At 66.5% G+C, this 20,079-nt stretch carries 16 protein-coding genes; 4 read left to right on the plus strand and 12 right to left on the minus strand.

The genetic code is table 11. The features are described 5' to 3' along the window. Positions 1-66: 66 nt before the first annotated feature. The 5 genes from ACUTAF_RS14840 to ACUTAF_RS14860 form a co-directional block, all read right to left on the minus strand. On the minus strand, positions 67-387 hold the full coding sequence (locus ACUTAF_RS14840) for a lipoprotein (RefSeq protein WP_445580671.1): 321 nt from the start codon (positions 385-387) through the stop codon (positions 67-69). Between the two features lie 136 nt (positions 388-523). Then, positions 524-949, minus strand: a complete 426-nt coding sequence (locus ACUTAF_RS14845) for a VOC family protein (RefSeq protein ID WP_445580672.1) — start codon at positions 947-949, stop codon at positions 524-526. Between the two features lie 11 nt (positions 950-960). After that, positions 961-1,386, minus strand: a complete 426-nt coding sequence (locus ACUTAF_RS14850) for a YciI family protein (RefSeq protein ID WP_445580673.1) — start codon at positions 1,384-1,386, stop codon at positions 961-963. Between the two features lie 129 nt (positions 1,387-1,515). After that, complete coding sequence (locus tag ACUTAF_RS14855; protein WP_445580674.1) at positions 1,516-2,259, minus strand: alpha/beta fold hydrolase; 744 nt, start codon at positions 2,257-2,259, stop codon at positions 1,516-1,518. A 236-nt stretch (positions 2,260-2,495) separates the two neighbouring features. Further along, on the minus strand, positions 2,496-3,392 hold the full coding sequence (locus tag ACUTAF_RS14860; RefSeq protein WP_445580675.1) for a LysR family transcriptional regulator: 897 nt from the start codon (positions 3,390-3,392) through the stop codon (positions 2,496-2,498). A gap of 144 nt (positions 3,393-3,536) precedes the next feature. Between ACUTAF_RS14860 and ACUTAF_RS14865 the strand changes: the two genes are divergently transcribed. Next, positions 3,537-4,100 carry a cupin domain-containing protein gene (locus tag ACUTAF_RS14865; RefSeq protein ID WP_445580676.1) on the plus strand — a complete coding sequence of 188 codons (564 nt, stop codon included), beginning with the start codon at positions 3,537-3,539 and terminating at the stop codon, positions 4,098-4,100. Between the two features lie 86 nt (positions 4,101-4,186). Beyond that, positions 4,187-5,524 carry an MFS transporter gene (locus tag ACUTAF_RS14870; protein WP_445580677.1) on the plus strand — a complete coding sequence of 446 codons (1,338 nt, stop codon included), beginning with the start codon at positions 4,187-4,189 and terminating at the stop codon, positions 5,522-5,524. Between the two features lie 300 nt (positions 5,525-5,824). On the opposite strand, the gene ACUTAF_RS14875 is transcribed toward ACUTAF_RS14870, so the two are convergent. The 7 genes from ACUTAF_RS14875 to malE all read right to left on the minus strand — a co-directional run bounded on the left by ACUTAF_RS14875 (position 5,825) and on the right by malE (position 16,536). Beyond that, entirely contained in the window at positions 5,825-6,460 is a 636-nt protein-coding gene (locus tag ACUTAF_RS14875) for a glutathione S-transferase (protein ID WP_445580678.1), read from the minus strand. Positions 6,461-6,699: 239 nt separating this feature from the next. Further along, positions 6,700-7,815 carry a maltose/maltodextrin ABC transporter ATP-binding protein MalK gene (malK, locus tag ACUTAF_RS14880; RefSeq protein WP_445580679.1) on the minus strand — a complete coding sequence of 372 codons (1,116 nt, stop codon included), beginning with the start codon at positions 7,813-7,815 and terminating at the stop codon, positions 6,700-6,702. Positions 7,816-7,904: 89 nt separating this feature from the next. Continuing rightward, complete coding sequence (locus ACUTAF_RS14885) at positions 7,905-9,533, minus strand: alpha-glucosidase (RefSeq protein WP_445580680.1); 1,629 nt, start codon at positions 9,531-9,533, stop codon at positions 7,905-7,907. 369 nt (positions 9,534-9,902) lie between these two features. Next, positions 9,903-12,647 (minus strand): HTH-type transcriptional regulator MalT, encoded by a 2,745-nt coding sequence (gene malT / locus ACUTAF_RS14890; RefSeq protein WP_445580681.1) that lies wholly within the window; start codon positions 12,645-12,647, stop codon positions 9,903-9,905. Positions 12,648-12,826: 179 nt separating this feature from the next. After that, entirely contained in the window at positions 12,827-13,717 is an 891-nt protein-coding gene (gene malG, locus ACUTAF_RS14895) for a maltose ABC transporter permease MalG (protein ID WP_445580682.1), read from the minus strand. A 10-nt stretch (positions 13,718-13,727) separates the two neighbouring features. Next, positions 13,728-15,287: a maltose ABC transporter permease MalF gene (gene malF, locus ACUTAF_RS14900; RefSeq protein WP_445580683.1), complete on the minus strand. Its 1,560-nt coding sequence runs from the start codon at positions 15,285-15,287 to the stop codon at positions 13,728-13,730. 61 nt (positions 15,288-15,348) lie between these two features. Continuing rightward, a complete protein-coding gene (malE, locus tag ACUTAF_RS14905) occupies positions 15,349-16,536 on the minus strand; it encodes a maltose/maltodextrin ABC transporter substrate-binding protein MalE (protein ID WP_445580684.1) in 1,188 nt (395 codons plus the stop codon). A gap of 254 nt (positions 16,537-16,790) precedes the next feature. Between malE and ACUTAF_RS14910 the strand changes: the two genes are divergently transcribed. Next, positions 16,791-18,854: an alpha-amylase gene (locus ACUTAF_RS14910; protein ID WP_445580685.1), complete on the plus strand. Its 2,064-nt coding sequence runs from the start codon at positions 16,791-16,793 to the stop codon at positions 18,852-18,854. Positions 18,855-18,919: 65 nt separating this feature from the next. Further along, entirely contained in the window at positions 18,920-19,999 is a 1,080-nt protein-coding gene (locus tag ACUTAF_RS14915; RefSeq protein WP_445580686.1) for a protein kinase family protein, read from the plus strand. Positions 20,000-20,079: the final 80 nt, after the last annotated feature.

The following is a 20,079-nucleotide window of genomic DNA, read 5'->3' on the forward strand; positions in this document are numbered from 1 at the left end:
CGCGTCCCCCTACAAAAGCCCGCGCGCGCCGAATCTTGCGCCGGCAAACATTCCTAGCTAGCCGGCTCAATACCCCCCGCCGCCAGGCCCGCGCCCCGGTTTGCCGTACTTCTTGTTCAGGCCGGGCGGCACGCCTTTCGGCCCCTTGGCCCAGGGGCCGTCGTGGCGGTCGGAGGAATACCAGTGGTTGTCGTGCCAGCGGTAATAGATGCGGTCGCGGTAGTACAGATGTGGCCAGCCGAGCACCACGTAGGCGTCGATCCCCGGGTCCCAGCGCCATTCGACCTGGGGTGGCGGTGCGTAGTACGGATGCGGACGCCCGCCGACATGCACGCTGCAGGCCGTCAGCACCACCGCCAGGCCTACCAGCAGCAGATATCGTTTCATCGCGAAGCCCTCTTGCCGGACCTGTGTTCAGGTTAGACCTCGGCCGCTTCGCTCGGTTTTACCACGACCAGCGGGCCGGACCGGCGGAGCGGCCCGCACAGGGGCGAGCCAACACCGCCAGGGCCGTGCGTGCGCCTCAGCCCATCTGGCTGTCGACCATGCAGTTGATCATCCACGGCACGCCGAAACGATCGGTGAGCATGGCGAAGCGGGTCGCCCAGAAGGTGGTCTGCAGCTCCATCTGCACCGAACCGCCCTCCGACAGCGCCTCGTACAGGCGCTCTGCCTCCGGCACGTTGTCCACCTGCAGGGTCACCGAGCAGCCCTTGATGCCCTCATGGGGCGGCCCGCAATCGGGAGCGGTGTCGGACGCCATCAGCAGCTGGTCGCCGACCATCAGGCACACGTGCATGACGCGCTGCTTGTACTCGTCGGCAACCGGCATGTCCTCCGGGCTGTCGGCGTAGCGCATCATCTCCAGCTGGCCGCCGAAAATTTCCGCGTAGCGGTTGAAGGCGGCCTCGCACTGGCCGTCGAACATCAGATAGGCATGGATCTTCATCGCAACTCTCCTTAGTTTTTGCTGCTGATGCGCGCGCGAATGCGTTCTTCCTGCTCGCGCAATTCGGGGGTGAACTCGGCGCCGAAATCCTCGGCCTCGAAGATCTGGCGGATCTCGATCTCGGAGTCGCCGGGCATGGGATTGGGGCAGCGCTTGACCCACTCGATACATTCGGCGAGCGAGGCCACCTGGAAGATCCAGAAGCCGGCGATCAGCTCCTTGGTCTCCGCGAAGGGGCCATCGATCACCGTGCGCTGCTTGCCGGAAAAGCGCACCCGCGCGCCCTTGGCGCTGGGCTGCAGGCCCTCGCCGGCCTGCATCACGCCGGCCTCCACCAACTCCTCGTTGTAGCGGCCCATCGCCGCCAGCAGCTCCTCGCTGGGCATCACGCCGGCTTCGGAATCCGCGGTGGCCTTGACTATCACCATGAAACGCATCGCCTTTCTCCTTGTTCGAGTCGAAGTAGCGCAGGGGTCTCCCTACGGCTGACACTGAACCCATGGCTGGGGTTCTGAAGACTAGTCGAGCAGGCGACGGACGATTCGACAGCGGTCGGAAAAAATACTTCAGGCCAGCTGCAAGGCGCGCCTGACGGCGATGAGAAAGGCCTGCGGGCGCTCCAGCATCGGCAGATGGCCGCTACCTTCGATCAGCGTCTGGCTGGCGGCGGCCTGTTCGGCCCAGCCCGGCACGTGCCAGCCGGCGCGCGAACGGGCGCCGGCCAGCAGATGCACGGGATGAGTCGAGAAGACCCGGCGCAGGCCGGCCCGATAGCTTTCCGTGGCTGTCAGCGCCACCACCGAGCGGGCCATGGCTTGCAGCGTGCCGGCCGGCTGCTGGGCGAGCCAGCGCTCGGCGATGTTCAGGCTGCGGACATCGACCTCCACCCCGGCGCGCGCCAGCCAGGCGGCCGGGTCGGCGCGAAAGTCATCGAGCATGGCGCTGGCTTCGGCCGTCGACATGTGCGCCACCGCTGCCGACCAGAAGGCGTCGTCCAGGCTGAAATTGCCCTCGACGCTGACCAGGCTGCGCACCCGCTCGCCATGGGCCTGGGCGAACAGCATGGCGACCGCCCCGCCGACCGAATGCCCGACCAGATGCACTGCCTCGCCGGGAAACTGCTCCTCGATCACCCGCTGCAGATACTCGACCTGCGCCGGCAGATCGATGGCCTCGGCCGGCACCTGGCGCTGCGCGCCGTAGCCGAGCAGATCGGGCGCCAGGGCCCGCCCCGGGGCGAAGGCCGCGCTCAGCTCAGGAAGCTGCAGGCTGCCGATCAGACCATGGATAAAGACGACGGGGGCATGCATGAGGAAATCCTTTCCGGAACGTGGAACGAAGCGTCGAGCATAGCTTCGTAACGGGCGCAGCGCGCACCGGTGCGTTGCCTAACGAGAGGCTGGCCGAAGGGGCCGAACCGCTACGGAACGACCGCTTGAGAGCGGCGGAAACCGGTAGAAATCGGCCAGGAGCGGCCAAAAGCGTACTGATTGGTACCAAGTTGAGCGAGCCCGCTAGAGATATAGAGGCTCTAAGAAAAGCGTGGCTATTCATTCATCCTGCAAACTTGCAGGATCAAATCTCGAAGCCATCGATGAGCAGGATCTGCGCTGAATCGTGGATGCCAAAGCAATGAAACGGTGAACTCCGACGTACGAAAAGGAAGCGGAAAGCTATACATGCCCTCGCGCAAACTCGCGGTATGGCGCTCGGGAACGGTGGCGATCAAGTCTGAGCCCCGGGCCAGCCCCAGCGCGGTCGAAAAGCCACCAACGATGGTGACTATTTTTCGCTGCAATCCGTGAGGCAGCAGCGCGTCATCTAAGGAGCCTTTTTCTAACCCTTCCCGTGACACGGAGATATGCATGCCCGTCGCATACTTTTCCGGGGTAATTGTGCCGTGGCTCAATGGATGCCTGGCTCGCACCACGCCAATGTAATTATCCCTGAACAACGCCTGACCTCTCAGCTCGGGGGCAGCGGACAGATCGATGACACCGGTTTCCAGATCCACGACTCCATCGCGCAATGGCTTGCTGTCTTTATCCGGCTTCTGCATAAAAAACAGTCGAACCCCAGGGGCCTGCTGCGCAACACGTGTGATAAGCGCCGGGCCAAAATTCTCAGCAAAACCCTCACTGGTCCTGATTGCGAAGGTCCGTTCGAGTTTTTCCAGCTCAAGAAGCTCGACTGGACGCAAAACTGCCTGTGCATCGCGCACAAGCTGAGCCACGCGATCACGAAGTTCGATCGCCCTGGGAGTCGGCACGAGCCCCCGGCCTGCCCTAACTAAAAGCGGATCTCCCGTGACTTCTCTAAGCCGCGCAAGTGCCCGACTCATGGCCGAAGGGCTGAGCCGGAGGCGTTTGGCCGCACGCGCGACACTGCCTTCAGCAAGCACTGCATCGAGGGTAATGAGCAGATTAAGGTCTGGATTCGACATGGCCTGATCTTAGCCCAACCAGACTGTCATATAGCGTCCAGCGCAACTATAAAGTGCAAACGTTGCGTCTTCCGCCATATTTTTACGCTGAATACAGTTCTCTCCATCGGCACAGTCGTACCGAAGTGGATGAGGAGAGGATGTATGAACTCGTTGAACAGATTTGTTGAAAATGTCCAAGCAATCTGGGGGCCGATCAGTTCTGCAGTGGTCGCAGGCTGCAGGCAGCAGCTGGATGAACTCCTGAAGACGCCTGTCACCGAGCCCTGGCTGGCTGATCTGCACCAGCAAGCACTGGCTCAACAAGAGATGCACCGAGACCCGGAAAACGGATTTGTGCTGCTGGCGCACACCGAGCCTGAAGGGCTCTACCGGCCGCCTCATGAACATGGTCGGAGCTGGGTCATTTACGCGGTGCAGACTGGTGAGATCGAGATGGGCACCTATACCAAGATGCAGGATCCGAATGGCCAGGTGAAACTAGTAAAGCGCGGCTCTACTAAGGTGAGCGCCGGTCAAACGCTGGTCTTCCTGCCAGGTGATATCCACGATACGAAGTGCATCAGTGGGCCTGCTTTGCTCTATCGCTTCACTGAGCGGGACTTGAAGAAGGAAGACCAAGAGGCTCGCAAGCTAACACGGTACGTCGAGCAGGATGGTGATTGGGTCCCGGCGAGCCAGTGCACACCTGGGTGGTTGAAGTCATGAGGCGCGACCCTGCTCCCGAAATCGGCCGCCTCAGCACACAACCTGACCCGGCAGCCGCATCGGGGCATACTGTGGACGAGCTATCAGTGCGCGCACAACCGAGGCACCTGGCTGCCGTCAGCTCAGTGCTGGCTGCCATGGTGCTGGTGGTGCTCAACACGGCGATAGCCAACATGGCCCTGCCAACGATTGCCCAGTCGCTGCTAGTGCCTCCCGCGCTGTCCATCTGGATCCTCACGGCCAACCAGGTGGCGCTCCTGATGGCGTTGCTGCCCTGCGCAGCGCTGGGTGAAAGTCTTGGCTACCGTCGGGTATTTCGCTGGGGCGTGGCGCTCTTTCTGGCTGCCACGCTGATGTGCGCACTGGCCCCGACGCTGTATTGGCTGATTGCAGCTCGGTTGCTGCAGGGGCTTGGAGGCGCGGCAGTCATGGCGCTCGCCATAGCACTGCTGCGCCAAGTGGTGCCGAGCCAGCAACTGGGCGCCGCCATAGGCTGGAATGCGCTTGCGGTTGCTCTGTCATCAGCAGCAGGCCCCGCAATGGGGGCAGCGATTCTCAGCGTGGCGGACTGGCCATGGCTGTTTGCAGTGCTGCTCCCCTTCGGGCTCTGGGTGATCCTAGCGGCAAGCGCGCTACCAGCAGTGGACGGTACCGCGCGCAAAGCCGATCTGTTGAGCATGGCATTGAATGCCGGGACCTTTGCATCACTGGTCATAGCCTTTGGCGTCATCACCGACCACCCTGCGCTGACTACAGCATTACTGGCCATTTCTGCCATCCAACTGGCGCTATTGGTTAAGCGGGAAAGGCAGAAGGAAGCGCCACTGATTCCGCTGGATCTGCTGAGATCCACCTCATTCCGTATTTCAGTGATTGCCTCGATGCTCTGCTTTGCTGGACAAACGGCAGGCTTGGTGGCGCTGCCCTTCTACCTTCAGCACAGCCTCGGACAAGAGGTGCTGATGACGGGCCTCTACATGATTCCCTGGCCTTTAACAGTCGCGCTGATCGCTCCTCTGGCTGGGTGTCTATCAAACCGATGGTCGGCTGCCTGGCTTTGCTCGGCGGGTGGCATTTGTCTTGCCGCAGGATTAGCAGGGGCTGCGCTTTGGCCTCTGCGGGAAAATCTCATGACGCTGGTGCCACTGACCATGCTGTGCGGCCTCGGCTTCAGCCTCTTCAACGTGGCCAATAACCGCAACATGTTCCTCGCGGCGCCGCTGAGTCGGAGTGGTGCGGCTGGGGGCATGCAGGGTACCGCTCGCCTGCTCGGTCAAACGGCTGGCGCAGTCATCATGACACTGCTCTTTAACCAGCTCTCCACCGACTCTGCACCTCAGTTTGCTCTTTGCGCGGGAGCCTTATTGAACTTACTCGCGGCCCTTGTAAGCACGCTGCAAAGCATGCCTAAAGCACCAGATTGAAAGCATCGTCATTGGCCGAGAGATGTAGTTGCAGTGCGGATAATTATTCGCCGTGAGTAATATTCTTATCAGAGAGCTTTAGGACCCTGACCCTACAGACCAGCATTACTGGCTTTCACCGCTGATCAGCCCTACGGAACCGCATGGTCATGCGTTAGGGCAGCATGACTTCATCTGGCTACTTCTGGCCGCTTTCTGCCTGTTCGCCCAGCCAACCTCGGGCGAGCACAAGCAGCACCAACCAGCCCCTAAGCCGCCTGCCGGCGCTCCTATCGATCAACGTCCTTGGCGCGCGGCATATCAGACCGAAACGCTGCAGGTCCCCAGCCCATGCGGCGCCGCGCGAAAGGGGGCCAGGCGTTCGGCGCGTTCCGAGAGCTCGGCCAGTGCCGGATAGCGCGCCGGGTCGATCAGCTCGGGCAGCATCTGCACGGCGAACTGCCAGGCCACCGCGGTGCTGACAGCGGCCTGGTTGATGCTCGCCTCGCTCAGCTGCGGCACCCGCCCTGCCCACTCGTCCTGCAGCGCCTGCAGGGCCGCGTGCAGCTGGCCGGTCACCCGCTCCAGCCAGGGCTGGTGCAGCTTCTCGCGCGGCCTGAGGTTGAGCTCGTAGACCACCTGTACGCTCTTCTCGCAGGCGGCCAGGGCCAGGCCGACGCGGCGCAGCGCCTGGGTGCGTTGCGCCAGCGCGCTCGGCATCAGGCTGCGCGGCGCGGCCAGGGTCTCGGCGTAGTCGAGGATCAGCCCGGAGTCGATCAGCACGCTGCCGTCGTCGCAGATCAGGGTCGGCGCCTTGACCAGCGGGTTGATCCGCTGGAATTCCTCGAAGGTGCTGAACACCGACAGGGCGCGGTGCTCGAAGCGCAGCCCGAGCAGCTGCAGGGAGATCGCCACGCGGCGAACGTAGGGTGAGTCGAGCATTCCGATCAGTTGCATGGCGGCTCCTTGCGCGCAGGATGGTGAGTGGTGCAACCAACCCCTAGGGTCGATGACGCTCTTTCATCCAGCAGATAGTGCCACGGTCGATGGGTGAAGCATCATCCCCCGGCAAACCAGCGCAACCTGTAGGAGCCCCGCCCCGGGGGCGAAAACGGGTTTGCGCGTTGCCTGAACCTGCCGCCATTCGCCGCGGGGCGCGGCTCCTACAGAGAAGCTGCGCGGTGAGCCACGCAGATTCAGCCGTAGATCGCCGGCTCGCGGTAATGCCGCGGGCAGGCCTGGCCGTCGGCGCGGAACAGGTGGCACTTGTTGGCCATCAGCCCGGCGGCGAAGGTCTCGCCCACCGCAACGCGGCGGTCGCCGTCGCTGCGCAGGGTGATGATGTCCTCCACCCCCTCCAGGCTCAGGTAGATCAAATTGTGATCGCCCAGCCGCTCGGCCACGCTGATCTGCCCGTAGAAGGCGAAGTCGGCCTGCTCACTGGCAACGAAGTGCTCCGGGCGCACGCCCAGGGTCAGCTGCTCGCCGGGTTCGACGCCCGTGCCGTCGACCAGCACGCGCATGCGGTAGCCGCCGGGCATCTCGATCTCCACCGCCTCGCTGCTGGCGCTGAGCGCGCGCACCTGGAGGAAGTTCATCTGCGGCGAGCCGAGGAAGCCGGCGACGAAGCGGTTGCGCGGGTAGTGGTAGAGCTCCAGCGGTGCGCCGACCTGGGCGATGCGTCCGGCCTCGAGCACGACGATCTTGTCGGCCATGGTCATGGCCTCGACCTGGTCGTGGGTGACGTAGACCATGGTCGACTTGAGACGCTGGTGCAGGCGCGAGATCTCGATGCGCATCTGCACGCGCAGGAAGGCGTCGAGGTTCGACAGCGGCTCGTCGAACAGGAACACCTTGGGCTCGCGCACCAGGGTACGGCCGATGGCCACGCGCTGGCGCTGGCCGCCGGAGAGGTCCTTGGGCTTGCGTTCGAGCAGCGCATCGAGCTGCAGGATGCGCGAGACCTCCTCCACCTTGCGCTGGATCTGCGCCTTGTTGGTCTTGGCCAGCTTGAGGCCGAAGGCCATGTTCTCCGCCACCGTCATGTGCGGGTAGAGGGCGTAGGACTGGAACACCATGCCCACCGAGCGCTCCATCGGCGGCAGGTCGTTGACCCGCTGGCCGTCGATCAGCAGGTCGCCGGAGCTGATCTCCTCCAGCCCGGCGATCAGCCGCAGCAGGGTGGACTTGCCGCAGCCGGACGGGCCGACGAAGACCACGAACTCGCCGTCCTCGATGTCCAGGTCGATGTTGCGGGTGATGGCGGTGCCGTCGTAGTGCTTGCAGATGTTGCGCAGGGTAAGGCTGGCCATGGTGCAGTCTCTGAATCGGGGCCGGTCGCGCCGGCGGTGAACCTTGAGGAAGCCGCAGGGCCGGCGCACCGGCCCCGCATGGGATCGCCCTAGCCCAGCAGGCGGGCGAAGCCGAACCCGTGGGCCGGCAAGTGTACCCAGCTGCCGAGGAACTCGGCTGTGCTGGAGGGCACGCCCTCCAGCGGCTCGACCATCAGCGGCAGGTCGTAGCGCCGCTCGCGAACGCCGAGGTTGAACAGGCACAGCCAGGCCTGCTCGCCCAGGCGACGTTCGAACACCAGCAGGTCGTCGTCGTGGTAGCGCACCTGGATATCGCCGTCGATCAGCAGCGGCTGCTCCTGGCGCCAGGCGAGAAAGCGCCGGTAGCTGTTGAGCATGGACGCGCTGTCGTCCTCCTGCACGTCCACGGCCAGGGCGCGGTGGCGCTCGTCCAGCGGCAGCCAGGGCTGCTGGCTGGAGAAGCCGGCGTGGACGCCGTCGCGGCTCCAGGGCATCGGCGTACGGCAGCCGTCGCGGCCCTTGAACTCGGGCCAGAAGGTGATGCCGTAGGGGTCGACCAGGTCCTCGAAGGCCAGTTCGGCCTCGGGCAGGCCCAGCTCCTCGCCCTGGTACAGGCAGACGCTGCCGCGCAGCGACAGCAGCAGCGACATCAGCAGGCGGCCACGCTCCGGGCTGGCCTCGCCGTCGTGCGCCCAGCGGCTCATCACCCGCACCACGTCGTGGTTGCCCACCGACCAGCAGGGCCAGCCGTCGCCCAGCTCGCCCTCGATGGCTTCGATGGTGCGGCGGATATAGGCCGGGCTGCACTGGGCGGTGAGCAGGTCGAAGGAATAGGCCATGTGCAAGGTGTCGCCACCGCTGGTGTAGGCGGCCATGGTGCGCAGCGAGTCGTCGCAGCCGATCTCTGCCACCGAGGCGGTGCCGGGATAGCGCTCCAGCAGCGCACGCAGGCGACGCAGGAAGTCGAGGTTCTGCGGCTGGGTCTTGTCGTACAGGTGGCGCTGGTAGGCGTAGGGGTTGTCGACCCGCACGCCGATGCCACCCTCGCGGACGTCCGGGTTCGGCGGGTTGTTGCGCAGCGCCTGGTCGTGGAAATAGAAGTTGGCGGCGTCCAGGCGGAAGCCGTCGACACCCAGTTCGAGCCAAAACTCCATGTCCTCGAGCAGCTGCTGCTGCACCGCCTCGCAGTGGAAGTTGAGGTCGGGCTGGCTGGCCAGGAAATTGTGCAGGTAGTACTGCTTGCGCCGGCCCTCCCAGGTCCAGGCCGAGCCGCCGAACACCGACAGCCAGTTGTTCGGCGGCGTGCCGTCCGGGTTGGGGTCGGCCCAGACGAACCAGTCCGCCTTGGCGTTGTTGCGGCTGCTGCGGCTCTCCTCGAACCAGGGATGCTGGTCGGAGCAGTGATTGAGCACCTGGTCGATGACGATGCGCAGGCCGCGCTCGTGGGCGGCCGCGACCAGCGCGCGGAAGTCGTCGAGGGTGCCGAACAGCGGGTCGACGCCGCGGTAGTCGGAGACGTCGTAGCCGAAATCCTTCATCGGCGAGGTGAAGAAGGGCGACAGCCAGATGGCGTCGACGTTGAGGCTGGCGATGTAGTCGAGCCTGGCGAGCACGCCGGGCAGGTCGCCGACGCCGTCGTCGTTGCTGTCGAGGAAACTGCGCGGATAGACCTGGTAGATGACGCCGCCGCGCCACCAGTCCTTACGGATAACAGCCATACAGCAAAGCCTTTTGTTGTTCGTGATGACACCTCCACTCTAGGCAAGGAGGCAAGGCGTCACATCCTCCCCGGCGGGGTTTTCGCCGGCGTAGCCGGCGGCCGGTTAGGGGGAGGAGTTTTGGGGATGGAGACCGTGCACGGTGCACCCTTGGACGAAACCTGTGGGAGCCCCGCCCCGGGGCGAAGCTTCGGGCTTTGCACTGCCGGATCGATCCCATTCGCCGCGGGGCGCGGCTCCCACACGGGCGTAATGAGCGCGCCTGTAGGCTGTGCGCACCAATCCGCGCCTATCGAAACGACAACACATCAGACGGACACCCCGACCCCGCAGCGGTGCGCACGGCGCACCCTGCGGTTGGGTATCCCCCTACTCGCCCTGAATCTTGCTCAGCAGGCTGCGCGCCAGCTGCACCGCCTCGCTGCGCTGGGTGATGGCGAGCTTCTGGTAGAGGCTGCGGATATGGGTCTTGATGGTGGTCGGGGCGACGTTGAGGTGTTCGGAGATCTGCTCGTTGGACAGCCCGGCGTGGATCAGGCTGAGCACCTGCCATTCGCGCCGGGTCAGCGGCGAGTGGCGGATCAGCTCGGGCACGTCGGGGCGGTTGATGATGTCCTGGATCACCGCCTCGTCCAGGGTGATGCGGATCGCCCGGCTGAAGTCGCGCTGCTGCTGGGCCAGCTGGATCAGGCGTTCGGCGCGCTGCTGCTCCAGCTCGTCGAGCCGGCGCTCGAGCTGCAGCGCCTTGAGCATGGCGATCAGCGGCTTGCCCAGGCTGAGAAAGCTGCCGATGGCGCCGGTGCCGCTGGCCAGGGTCAGCGCCTGGTGCAGGTGGTCGAGGCTGCTCTGGCGCTCCTCGCGTTGCCAGTGCGCCAGCGCCTGGAGGATATGGTTGCGGTTCTGGTCCATCACCAGCTGATGGCGCTCGGCGTCTAGCTGCAACTGGCGCAGGATCGGCAGCGCACGCTCGCCCTGATTCAATGCCAGGTAGGCGCGCACGTGGTTGCGCGCGTTGCCCTGGGCGAAGTGGTTGGCCCCGGGCTTGAGCGGCGGCGCGGTGGAAAGCCACTGGCGGATGCTGTCCTTGTCCTGGGTCGAGTCCCAGTAGGCGAGCATCGCCGCGTGGGCGTTGGCCTGCCAGTCGATGTGGTAGTCGTCGCCGGCCAGCAGGCTCTTCAGCCGGCCGATGTAGTCGGCGCACTGGCTCTGCTGGCCCCGCGCGTGGGCGACGCGGGCGAGCAGCACGTAGCACTGCAGGAACCAGTGGTCGCCCACCGTATCGAGTATCTCCAGGCCCTGCAGGGCGCACTGCTCGGCCGCATCCAGGTGGTGCCATTCGAGCAGCACCTGGCCGCGCACGCGGTGGATGAATTCCATGATCGGGGTGATCGGCAACTGCTCCTGCTCGATGTACTGCAGCGCCCGCTCCTGCAGGTTGTAGGCCTTCTGCAGGTGGCCCTGGGCCACGGCGATCTCCGACAGCTGGCCGAGGCTCCACAGCACCGGGTGCGAGGCGTTGATCTGCTGCGCACGGCGCACGGTCTCCTCGTGCTGCTGCTGGGCCTTGGCCAGCTCGCCCTGGACGAAGTGCGCCTCGGCCAGCACCGACATCGCCGCCACCTTGGAGGTGCGCATGGTCAGCGGCTCGAAGGCCAGCGCCTGGCGGGCGAAGGCCATGGCGCGCTGCTGGTCGCCCTGGTTGATCGCCACCTGAGCGCGTACCGCCTGGTAGTCGGCCTCGATGCGCTGCCACTGTTCGGCGCTGAACTGCTCGCGTTGCACCGCCTCGCCGGCCTGCAGCCAGCGCTCGACCTGATCGCTCTGATACTGGTTCTGCGAGGCCCAGGCCTGCAGCAGGGTGAACAGCGGGGATTCGGCCACGCGGCTCTCCGGCAGCACGGCCAGGCAGCGCTGCAGCAGTTCCAGGCGGCCCTGGCGGTAGAAATGCCGGCCATGGGCCTCGAGGATCTGCGCCACCCGCTGCGGGTCGCGCGCCAGCAATGCATGGCGCGCGGCCTCCTCGGCCATCTTCTCCTCCAGCAGCGCCTCGGCGGCGCGCAGGTGCAGTTCGGCGACGCGCTGCGGCTGGTGGGTGGACAGCTCGTTGCGCAGGAAGCTGGCGAACAGCGGGTGGTAGGCGAACCACTGGCGCAGCGGGTCCACCGCCTGGATAAACAGGCCGCTACGTTCGAGGTTTTCGAGCATCTCGTGGCCGTTGCAGCTGTCGGTCAGACGGTCGGCCAGCGCCGCACTGAAGCGCTCCAGCAGGCAGGTGGACTGGAGGAAATCCTGGGTGGCGCCGTCCAGGCCATAGAGCACCTGCTCGCGGAAATAGTCGCGGATATAGGGGTGACCGAGCTGCAGCGCCTCGAGGAACAGGTCCATGCCGCGACCGGTCTGTACCTCCTGCAGGGTCAGCTGCAGCGCGCAGGGCCAACCGCCGATGCGCCGGTTGAGGCGCTCGACCTGCTCGCGGTTAACCTCGATCGGCAGGCCCAGCTCCAGCAGCGCCTGTACCTCGTCCAGCTCGAAGGCCAGCTGGCCGGCATCCAGCGCCAGCAGCTGGCGCTTGACGCGCAACTCGGCGACGCCGAGGTCCGGCAGGCCGCGGCTGCACACCAGCAGGGTCAGCCAGTCGGGGGCGTTGCGCAGGAAGAAGCGCAGCGCGGCGATCACCTCGCGGTTGCGCAGCACCTCGAACTCGTCGAGCACCAGCAGCAGCGGCGCATGCTCGGCCGGCAGCTCGGCGAGCAGGCGAGTGAGCAGGCCGTCGAGGCCGTCGTCGCCCTGCTCGGCGCGGCCGACGCACTGCGGGCAGCCGCCGTCGAGCTGGCGATGCAGGGCGTTGAGCAGATAGCGGCCGAACTGCCGCGGGGTGTTGTCGTTGCCGTCGAGGTTGAGCCAGGCCACGGCGCCGGCAAAGGCCGCCGCCCACTGGCTGGCCAGCACGGTCTTGCCGAAGCCGCTGGGCGCCTGCAGCACGGCCAGGCGCACCTGCGGCAGGCGCTGCAGCCACTCGTCGAAGCGCGGCCGCGGCAGCAGGCCGGGATGCAGCGCCGGCGCAGCGAGCTTGGCCGGTATCAGGGGCAGGGGCGGACGGGCCGCTGTGGTCATGATCCTCTCCCGTTATTTATCGTTGTCCGGGTTTAGGCAAAGCTTACATCGGTATCGGGGCGGCAGGCTTCACCCGCCTTGCCCTCGGTACGCCATGCGCACCAACGACGGTAGATCGGTGCGCACAAACGTAGGGCGGGTGAAACCCGCCAAGTCGGCAGCGGCGGGTTTCACCCGCCCTACCCTTTTACCCCTCCCGCAGTCAGCCCACCGACTATCCACTTCTGGCAATAGAGAAATACCGCGGTAATCGGCAGACCGGAGAGCACGGCGGCGGCGGCGAAGTCGCCCCACAGGTAGTTCTGCTCATACAGGTACTGCTGGGCGCCGACCGACAGGGTCAGCTTGTCCACGTCCAGCAGCAGCACCGAGGCGATGGGGTATTCGGTGATGCTGGTGATAAAGGCGAGGATGAACACCACGGCGAGGATCGGCACGCTCATCGGCAGCAGGATGTGCACGAAGGCCTGCCAGGTGGTGGCGCCGTCGACTATGGCGGCCTCCTCCAGCGAGGCATCGATGCTTTCGAAGTAGCCCTTGATGGTCCAGATATGCAGGGCCATGCCGCCGAGCGAGGCGACTATCACCGCGCCGTGGCTGTTCACCCCGAGCCAGCCGGCGTGCTTGCCGAGCTGGTCGAACAGGGCGTAGATGGCCACCAGCGACAGCACCGGCGGGAACATCTGGAAGATCAGCATGCCCTTGAGGATCGGCCCCTTGCCGGCGAAGCGCAGGCGGGCGAAGGCGTAGGCGCTGGTGGTCGACAGCAGCAGGATCAGCGCCGAGCTGATGAAGGCGATCTTCACCGAGTTCCACAGCCAGGTCAGCACCGGGAACGGCGGCTGGGTCAGCGTGCCGTCGGCATGCTGGTAGGGAATGCCGAGGGCCAGCGACCAGTGCTCCAGGGTCGGGTTGTCCGGCAGCAGGCTGCCGGTGGCGAAGTTGCCGTCGCGGAAGCTGATCGACACCACCATCAGCAGCGGGAAGACGATCAGCGCGATGAAGCCGAGCAGACCGGCATGGGTCAGCCACAGGCGGTATTTCACGGATTTCGGTTGCACCATCGCCATGGCGGGTTCCTCAGACTTTGACTTTCGACAGTTTCAGGTTGAGCCAGGCCAGCGCGCCCACCACCAGGAAGATCAGCGTGGCGATGGCCGCCGCCAGGGCGAAGTTCTGCCCGGAATCCTGGAAGGCGATGCGGTAGGTGTAGCTCACCAGCAGATCGGTGGTACCCGCCGGGGTGGTGGCGCCGATGATGTCCGGGCCACCGCGGGTCAGCAGGGTGATCAGCACGAAGTTGTTGAAGTTGAAGGCGAAGCTGGCGATCAGCAGCGGCGCCAGCGGCTTGATCAACAGCGGCAGGGTGATCTTCAGCAGGTTGTCCAGGGGCGTCGCGCCATCCATCGCGGAGGCCTCGTAGAGGTCGCGCGGGATGGCCTGCAGCAGGCCCATGCACAGCAGCAGCATGTAGGGGTAGCCGAGCCAGGTGTTGACCATCAGGATCATCGAACGGGCCAGGGTCGGGTCGCTGAACCAGTCCGGACGCATGCCGAACAGGCCATTGAGCAACAGGTTGATCTCGCCGAAGTTCTGGTTGAACAGGCCGCGGAATACCAGGATGGAAATGAACGCCGGCACCGCGTAGGGCAGGATCAGCATCAGCCGGTAGAACGCCTTGCCGCGCACCAGGTCCCACTGCAGCAGGCTGGCCAGCACCAGGCCGACGGCCAGGGTGAAGAGCACGGTGAGGCCGGCGAAGGCCAGGGTCCAGACGAAGATCTCCAGGAACGGCCCGCGAATGCTCGGGTCGGTCAGCACCCGGGCGAAGTTGCTCGCCCCGGCGAATACGGTGAAGCCCGGCGCCACCTTGTTGCCGTGGCTGTCGACGTAGAAGCCGGTGGAGTGGTCGGCCTCCAGGCGTTCATTGCTGCGGGTGTTGAGCAGGTCGCCGCCCTCCAGCAGACGGTACAGCGGCTTGACCGCCGCCACCTCGCGCAGGCCGTACAGGCGCAGCAGCTCGCCGTCGGTGCTGCGCAGCACCCACTGCTCCAGCTCGGCGCGGCGCTGGATCACCTCGCGCAGGGCCAGCGCCTCACCCAGCTCGCCGACCTCGCCCTCGGCCTTGAGCGCCAGCGGCTCGCCGGCCGCATCGCCGACCAGGGGCGGCGAGACGAACGCGCCGCGTTCGCCCTTGTCGACGCGCAGGCGCAGCTCGCCGTCCTCGCCCCGATGCAGGCTGAAACCGTAGCGCTCGCCGGCCAGGTAGGTCTGGCGCAGGTGGTAGCGCTGCACCTGCTCGAAGCTGAGCAGGTTGCTGCCGCTGTAGTTGGTGAAGCCGATGCCCACGGTGTACAGCAGCGGGAAGATGACGAACACCAGCATGCCCGCCAGCGCCGGGTAGATGTAGCGATGGGCGTAGGCCCGGCGGCTGATGAACACGTAGCTGGCGATGCCGGTGACCACCAGTCCGAGCAGGGCGAAGGCCAGCTGCTGCTGGGCGTAGAGCGCCAACACCAGGTACAGCGCCAGGGCGTTGAACAGGCCCCACAGGCCCCAGCGCAGGCCGGCATGCAGGGACGGCAGGGAAAACAGCTTCATGGGCATACTGGCAGTGGCAGGTAGGTTCACAACGGACATCTGAGTTATAGCCTCGCAGCGGGGCCGCCGCCGGCGCCAGGCGCCGGCCGGCGGCCGGATTTCACTTGGCGATGCGCTTGGCGGCATCGTCCAGCGCAGCGTCCACGGTCTGGCGACCGGAGGTGATGTTGGTCAGCGCCGGAGCCATGGCCGACCAGAAGGCGCCCATTTCCGGCACGTTGGGCATCGGCCGGCCCAGCTGGGCGTTGTCGAAGGTGGCCTTGATCAGCGGGTCGCTGGCCAGCTCGGCCATGTACGCCTTGTTCGGCACCGCGCCGAGCGGCACGTCGGCGCTCATGGTCTTGAGCCCTTCGACCTGCAGCAGGTAGTTCTCGAGGAACTCCACGGCCAGCGCCTGGTTGGGGCTGGCGGCGTTCAGCGCGGCAGCCATCACCCCGCTGAAGGGCCGGCTGGGCGCGTCGCCGACGGCGGGAATCGGCGCCACGCCGAAGTCGATGCCGCTCTTCTTGGCGTTGGCCCAGGCCCAGGGCCCGCTGATGAACATGGCCGACTCGCCCTTGTTGAAGGCGGCCTCGGCGACGCTGTAGTCGGCGCCCTTGGGCATGACTCCGGCGTCGATCAGCGCCTTGAGGGTCTGCGCGCCCTGTTTGGCGCCGGCATTGTTGACCCCGGTGCGGGCGGTGTCGTAGCCGCCTTCGGTGTCGGCGAACACGTAGCCGCCGTTGGCGGCCAGCAGCGGCCAGCTGAAGTAGGTGTTGTTGTAGTCCCAGAGAATGGCGCGCTTGCCGGACTTGGCCAGCTCGGCGTTGAGCGCCAGCACCTCGTCGAAGCTCGCCGGCGGGGTCGGCACCAGCGCCTTGTTGTAGAGCAGGCCGATGGCCTCGACCGCCATGGGGTAGCCCCACAGCTTGCCACCGTAGGTCACCGCCTCCCAGGCGAAGTCCTCGATCTCGCCCTGGGTCTTGGCGCTGGGGGTGATCGGCGAGATCAGCCCGCTCTGCGCCCATTCGCCGAGGCGGTCGTGGGCCCAGATGAAGATGTCCGGGCCGTTGCCGGTGGCGGCGGCCTGCTGGAACTTGTCGGTGGCACTGTCCGGGTGGGCCACCTCGACGGCGATGCCGGTGTCGGCGGTGAAGCGCTCGCCAACCTTGGCCAGGCCCTTGTAGCCCTTGTCGCCGTTGATCCAGATGACCAGCTTGCCTTCCTCGATGGCGGCCTGGGCCGGCAGGGAATGGCTCAGGGTGGCCGCAAGGCCGATGGCGACTGCGCTGAGCAGCGTCTTGTTCATGTCTTGTTGTCCTCGTGGCTTCTTGTTTTTGATCCACAACCGCGGCGAGCCGGTGAGCGCTCTGCCAGCTCGGTCATCCTCGGCCAGAACGGCAAGCGCCACATCCTCCCCGGCCGCGCCGCCGAGGGCGTAGAAGCGGGGGCGTAGTCTGCCTGCGCCCCGGCAAAAAAAGTATGCGCCCCTGCCCCCTCTGCGCCTGTTGCAGGCGGCGCGGTCCGGGTGTACTGGGGGCTCGCCAGTTCAGGGAGAACCCCATGCGCCGCACCACGTTGTCGACTCCGCTCACCGCCCTGGCCTGCGCGCTGCTGTGCCAGTTTGCCAGCGCCGAACCGCAGCTGCAGGCCTGGCTGGATCAGCGGCCGCTGCCGCTGCAATGGAGCAGCCCGGCGCCGCAGCGCTACAGCGTCGAGCTGGACCTGGCGCCCGGCCAGCTGCGCCTGCAGGCGCCCAATGCGGCCGGCAGCGCCCAACCGCTCGCGCTGTATCAGCGTCAGGACTGGCACCAAGACAGCCAGCTCAACCTGCAGATCAGCGAACCCGGACGTTATCGCCTGCTGTTCCAGGAAGACGGCCAGCCCCACCTGCGCCTGCTGCCGCTGCCCCGGCAAGCCTCGCGCGGCAGTTGCCAGGCCTGGACGGGCGAATCCCTGAGCGTCGATGTCAGCCAGGTGTTCGCCGACGGCGAAGTGCTACGCGACGCCTACAGTGGCCAGCGGGCGACGGTTGCGAACGGCCGGGTGCAGCTGACCCCGGCGGCGCACAGCGACGGCCTGCTGCTGCTCGAGCCGGCCGAGACGAGCGCCACCGCCGCGCACGACTGGCGCAACGCCACGGTGTATTTCGTCCTGACCGACCGCTTCGCCAATGGCGATCCGAGCAACGACCGCAGCTACGGCCGCCAGCCCGATGGCGAGCAGGAGATCGGCACTTTCCACGGCGGCGACCTGCGCGGCCTGACCGGCAAGCTCGACTACCTGCAGCAACTGGGTGTCAACGCGTTGTGGATCAGCGTGCCCTTCGAGCAGATCCACGGCTGGGTCGGCGGCGGCGACAAGGGCGATTTCCGCCACTACGGCTACCACGGCTACTACCCCATGGACTTCACCCGCCTGGACGCCAACATGGGCAGCGACGACGACCTGCGCGAGCTGATCGCCCAGGCCCACGCCCGCGGCATCCGCGTGCTGTTCGACGTGGTGCTCAACCATGCCGGCTATTCGACCCTGGCCGACATGCAGGGGCTCGGCTTCGGCGCGCTGCGCAGCGGCATGGCCCAGTACCTGCCGCCGCGCTGGAGCGACTGGCGGCCGGAGGGCTTCGAGAACCTGCACGCCTACCACAACCTGATCGACTACCAGCACGACGCCTGGCGCAACTGGTGGGGCAAGGACTGGGTGCGCGCCGGCATCGCCGACTACGACGCCCCGCCCAGCGTGCTGGTCGATCCGGTAAAGGGCTCGCTGGCGTTCCTGCCCGACTTCAAGACCGAAAACCCGCAGCCGGTGACGCTGCCGCCCTTCCTGCAGCGCAAGGCCGACACCCGCGCGGTGCCGCGCGAGGGCTACCGGGTGCGCGACTACCTGGTGGAATGGCTGACCTTCTGGGTGCGCGAGTTCGGCGTCGACGGCTTCCGTGGCGATACGGTCAAGCATGTCGAACTGGAAAGCTGGGCGGCGCTGCGCCAGGCGGCCGACAAGGCGCGCGCCGAGTGGTCGGCGGCCAACCCCGATGATCCCATGAGCGGCAGCCCGTTCTGGATGGTCGGCGAGGTGTTCGGCCATGGTCCGCAGGTCAACGTCTATCAGGACAACGGCTTCGACGCGCTGATCAACTTCGCCTTCCAGGGCGAGCTCGCCGCCAAGGGCAGCGAGTGCCTGCGCCAGGCCGAGGACGGCTACCGCGACTATGCCGAGCTGCTGGCCAAGAATGCCGGACACAACTTCATGAGCTACGCCTCGTCCCACGACACCTCGCTGTTCTTCGCCGAACAGGGCGAGCAGCTGGCGCGCCAGCGCGGCCTCGCCGGCGCCCTGCTGCTGGCCCCCGGCGCGGTGCAGATCTACTACGGCGACGAGAGCGCCCGCCCGCTCGGCCCCGGCGGCTCCGACCCGCAACAGGGCACGCGCTCGCCGATGAACTGGGCAGCCCAGCAGCAGGGGCCGATCGCCGAGTTGCTGGCGCACTGGCGCCTGCTCGGCCAGTTCCGCGCGCGCCACCCGGCCATCGGTGCCGGCCGCCACCAGCAGCTATCCACCCTGCCCTACGCCTTCGCCCGCACCCTCGGCGCAGACCGCGTGGTGATCGTCCAGGGTCGTTGAAATCTCCCGGCGCGCGACGTTCGCAGGGTAGGTCGCGCGCACCACCTGCCCTGCCCGGTACCGCCATGACTCCAGAACAGCAACGCCGCCAAAGCCAGCTGGCCTTCGCCTCCAGCCGCGCCGAACTCGAAGTGGGCTCGCTCGCCGACTGCCCGCTGCCCCTCGACCAATTGCTGGCCACCGGCCCGGGCAGCCCCTGGGTACGCCGCCATTTCGCCGGAGGACTGACCGCCGAGGTCTACCAGATCGAGGCGGGGGGCCAGCTATGGACACTCAAGCGCGCACGCAACCCGTGCAAGGTGCAGAACCCCGACGGCCAGACCTCCTTTCTCAACGAAGTGCAGCGCCGCAGCGAACTGCAGGCGCTCAAGCGCCAGGCGGACTGGCACGCCCCCCTGGCCGGCATCGTCGAGACTCGCTACGCCAGCTACCGCCACGGCCTGCTGCTATCGCCCTGGATCGCCGGCAAGGCGATAGACGAATGGGACGAGCGGCGCCTGCTGCAGCTGTTCGACAGCCTGCTGGCGCTGCTCCAGCTGGGCTTCTTCGAGTGGGACCTGTGCCCCGGCAACCTGCTCGACGACGGCCGCATCCGCCTGTTCGACTTCGGCTACATGTACCGCTTCGACCCGCTGCGCGCGTGCAACAGCAACGGCCTGCTGACCCCGCAGCACCACGGCGCCGAGCGCTTCGAGACGCGCTGCTACTACGCCCACCTGCTGCGCCTGGAGCGCGAATGCGGGCAGAGCGCCGCCCTGGCCGCACTGGAGCTGGAAAAGCGCATCGCCCTGGAGTGCTACCAGCGCCTGCGCAGCCAGCTGATCAAGCGCGGCGCCAGCGGCTCGGTGCTGGGCTGGCTGGGCGGCATCATCGGCCAATGGCGCACGGCGCTGGACGGCGGCCTGGAGGGCCTGTACCTGCGCGAGGCCTGGCGCTCGCACCTGAGCGATCTGGAGGACGACCTCGGCGGCCAGACCTGCACGCCGCTGACCCTGCAGCGCATCGACTGGCTGCAGCAATGCCTGCACGAGTGCGGCGCCCAGCTGCAGCGCCTGGAACTGCTCGCCGGGCGCACCCCGGACGCCTGGCGCGCCGAGCTGGAACAGGCGCTGCAGCAGGCGCATGAGTGGCAGGTTGGTGAATAGGCAGAGGGTTGGTGCGCACAACCTAGGCGGCCCCGCGCGCCCCCTACAAAAGCCTGCCGTGCTCTTAGGGTGCGCCGCGG

Source organism: Pseudomonas sp. SP16.1 (genome assembly GCF_052682975.1).

What these genes read in the sequence shown, in the direction of transcription:
- ACUTAF_RS14840 (WP_445580671.1), bottom strand. Translation starts at nt 387, where the DNA reads ATGAAACGATATCTGCTGCTGGTAGGCCTGGCGGTGGTGCTGACGGCC.
- ACUTAF_RS14845 (WP_445580672.1), bottom strand. Translation starts at nt 949, where the DNA reads ATGAAGATCCATGCCTATCTGATGTTCGACGGCCAGTGCGAGGCCGCC.
- ACUTAF_RS14850 (WP_445580673.1), bottom strand. Translation starts at nt 1,386, where the DNA reads ATGCGTTTCATGGTGATAGTCAAGGCCACCGCGGATTCCGAAGCCGGC.
- ACUTAF_RS14855 (WP_445580674.1), bottom strand. Translation starts at nt 2,259, where the DNA reads ATGCATGCCCCCGTCGTCTTTATCCATGGTCTGATCGGCAGCCTGCAG.
- ACUTAF_RS14860 (WP_445580675.1), bottom strand. Translation starts at nt 3,392, where the DNA reads ATGTCGAATCCAGACCTTAATCTGCTCATTACCCTCGATGCAGTGCTT.
- ACUTAF_RS14865 (WP_445580676.1), top strand. Translation starts at nt 3,537, where the DNA reads ATGAACTCGTTGAACAGATTTGTTGAAAATGTCCAAGCAATCTGGGGG.
- ACUTAF_RS14875 (WP_445580678.1), bottom strand. Translation starts at nt 6,460, where the DNA reads ATGCAACTGATCGGAATGCTCGACTCACCCTACGTTCGCCGCGTGGCG.
- malK (WP_445580679.1), bottom strand. Translation starts at nt 7,815, where the DNA reads ATGGCCAGCCTTACCCTGCGCAACATCTGCAAGCACTACGACGGCACC.
- ACUTAF_RS14885 (WP_445580680.1), bottom strand. Translation starts at nt 9,533, where the DNA reads ATGGCTGTTATCCGTAAGGACTGGTGGCGCGGCGGCGTCATCTACCAG.
- malT (WP_445580681.1), bottom strand. Translation starts at nt 12,647, where the DNA reads ATGACCACAGCGGCCCGTCCGCCCCTGCCCCTGATACCGGCCAAGCTC.
- malG (WP_445580682.1), bottom strand. Translation starts at nt 13,717, where the DNA reads ATGGCGATGGTGCAACCGAAATCCGTGAAATACCGCCTGTGGCTGACC.
- malF (WP_445580683.1), bottom strand. Translation starts at nt 15,287, where the DNA reads ATGTCCGTTGTGAACCTACCTGCCACTGCCAGTATGCCCATGAAGCTG.
- malE (WP_445580684.1), bottom strand. Translation starts at nt 16,536, where the DNA reads ATGAACAAGACGCTGCTCAGCGCAGTCGCCATCGGCCTTGCGGCCACC.
- ACUTAF_RS14910 (WP_445580685.1), top strand. Translation starts at nt 16,791, where the DNA reads ATGCGCCGCACCACGTTGTCGACTCCGCTCACCGCCCTGGCCTGCGCG.
- ACUTAF_RS14915 (WP_445580686.1), top strand. Translation starts at nt 18,920, where the DNA reads ATGACTCCAGAACAGCAACGCCGCCAAAGCCAGCTGGCCTTCGCCTCC.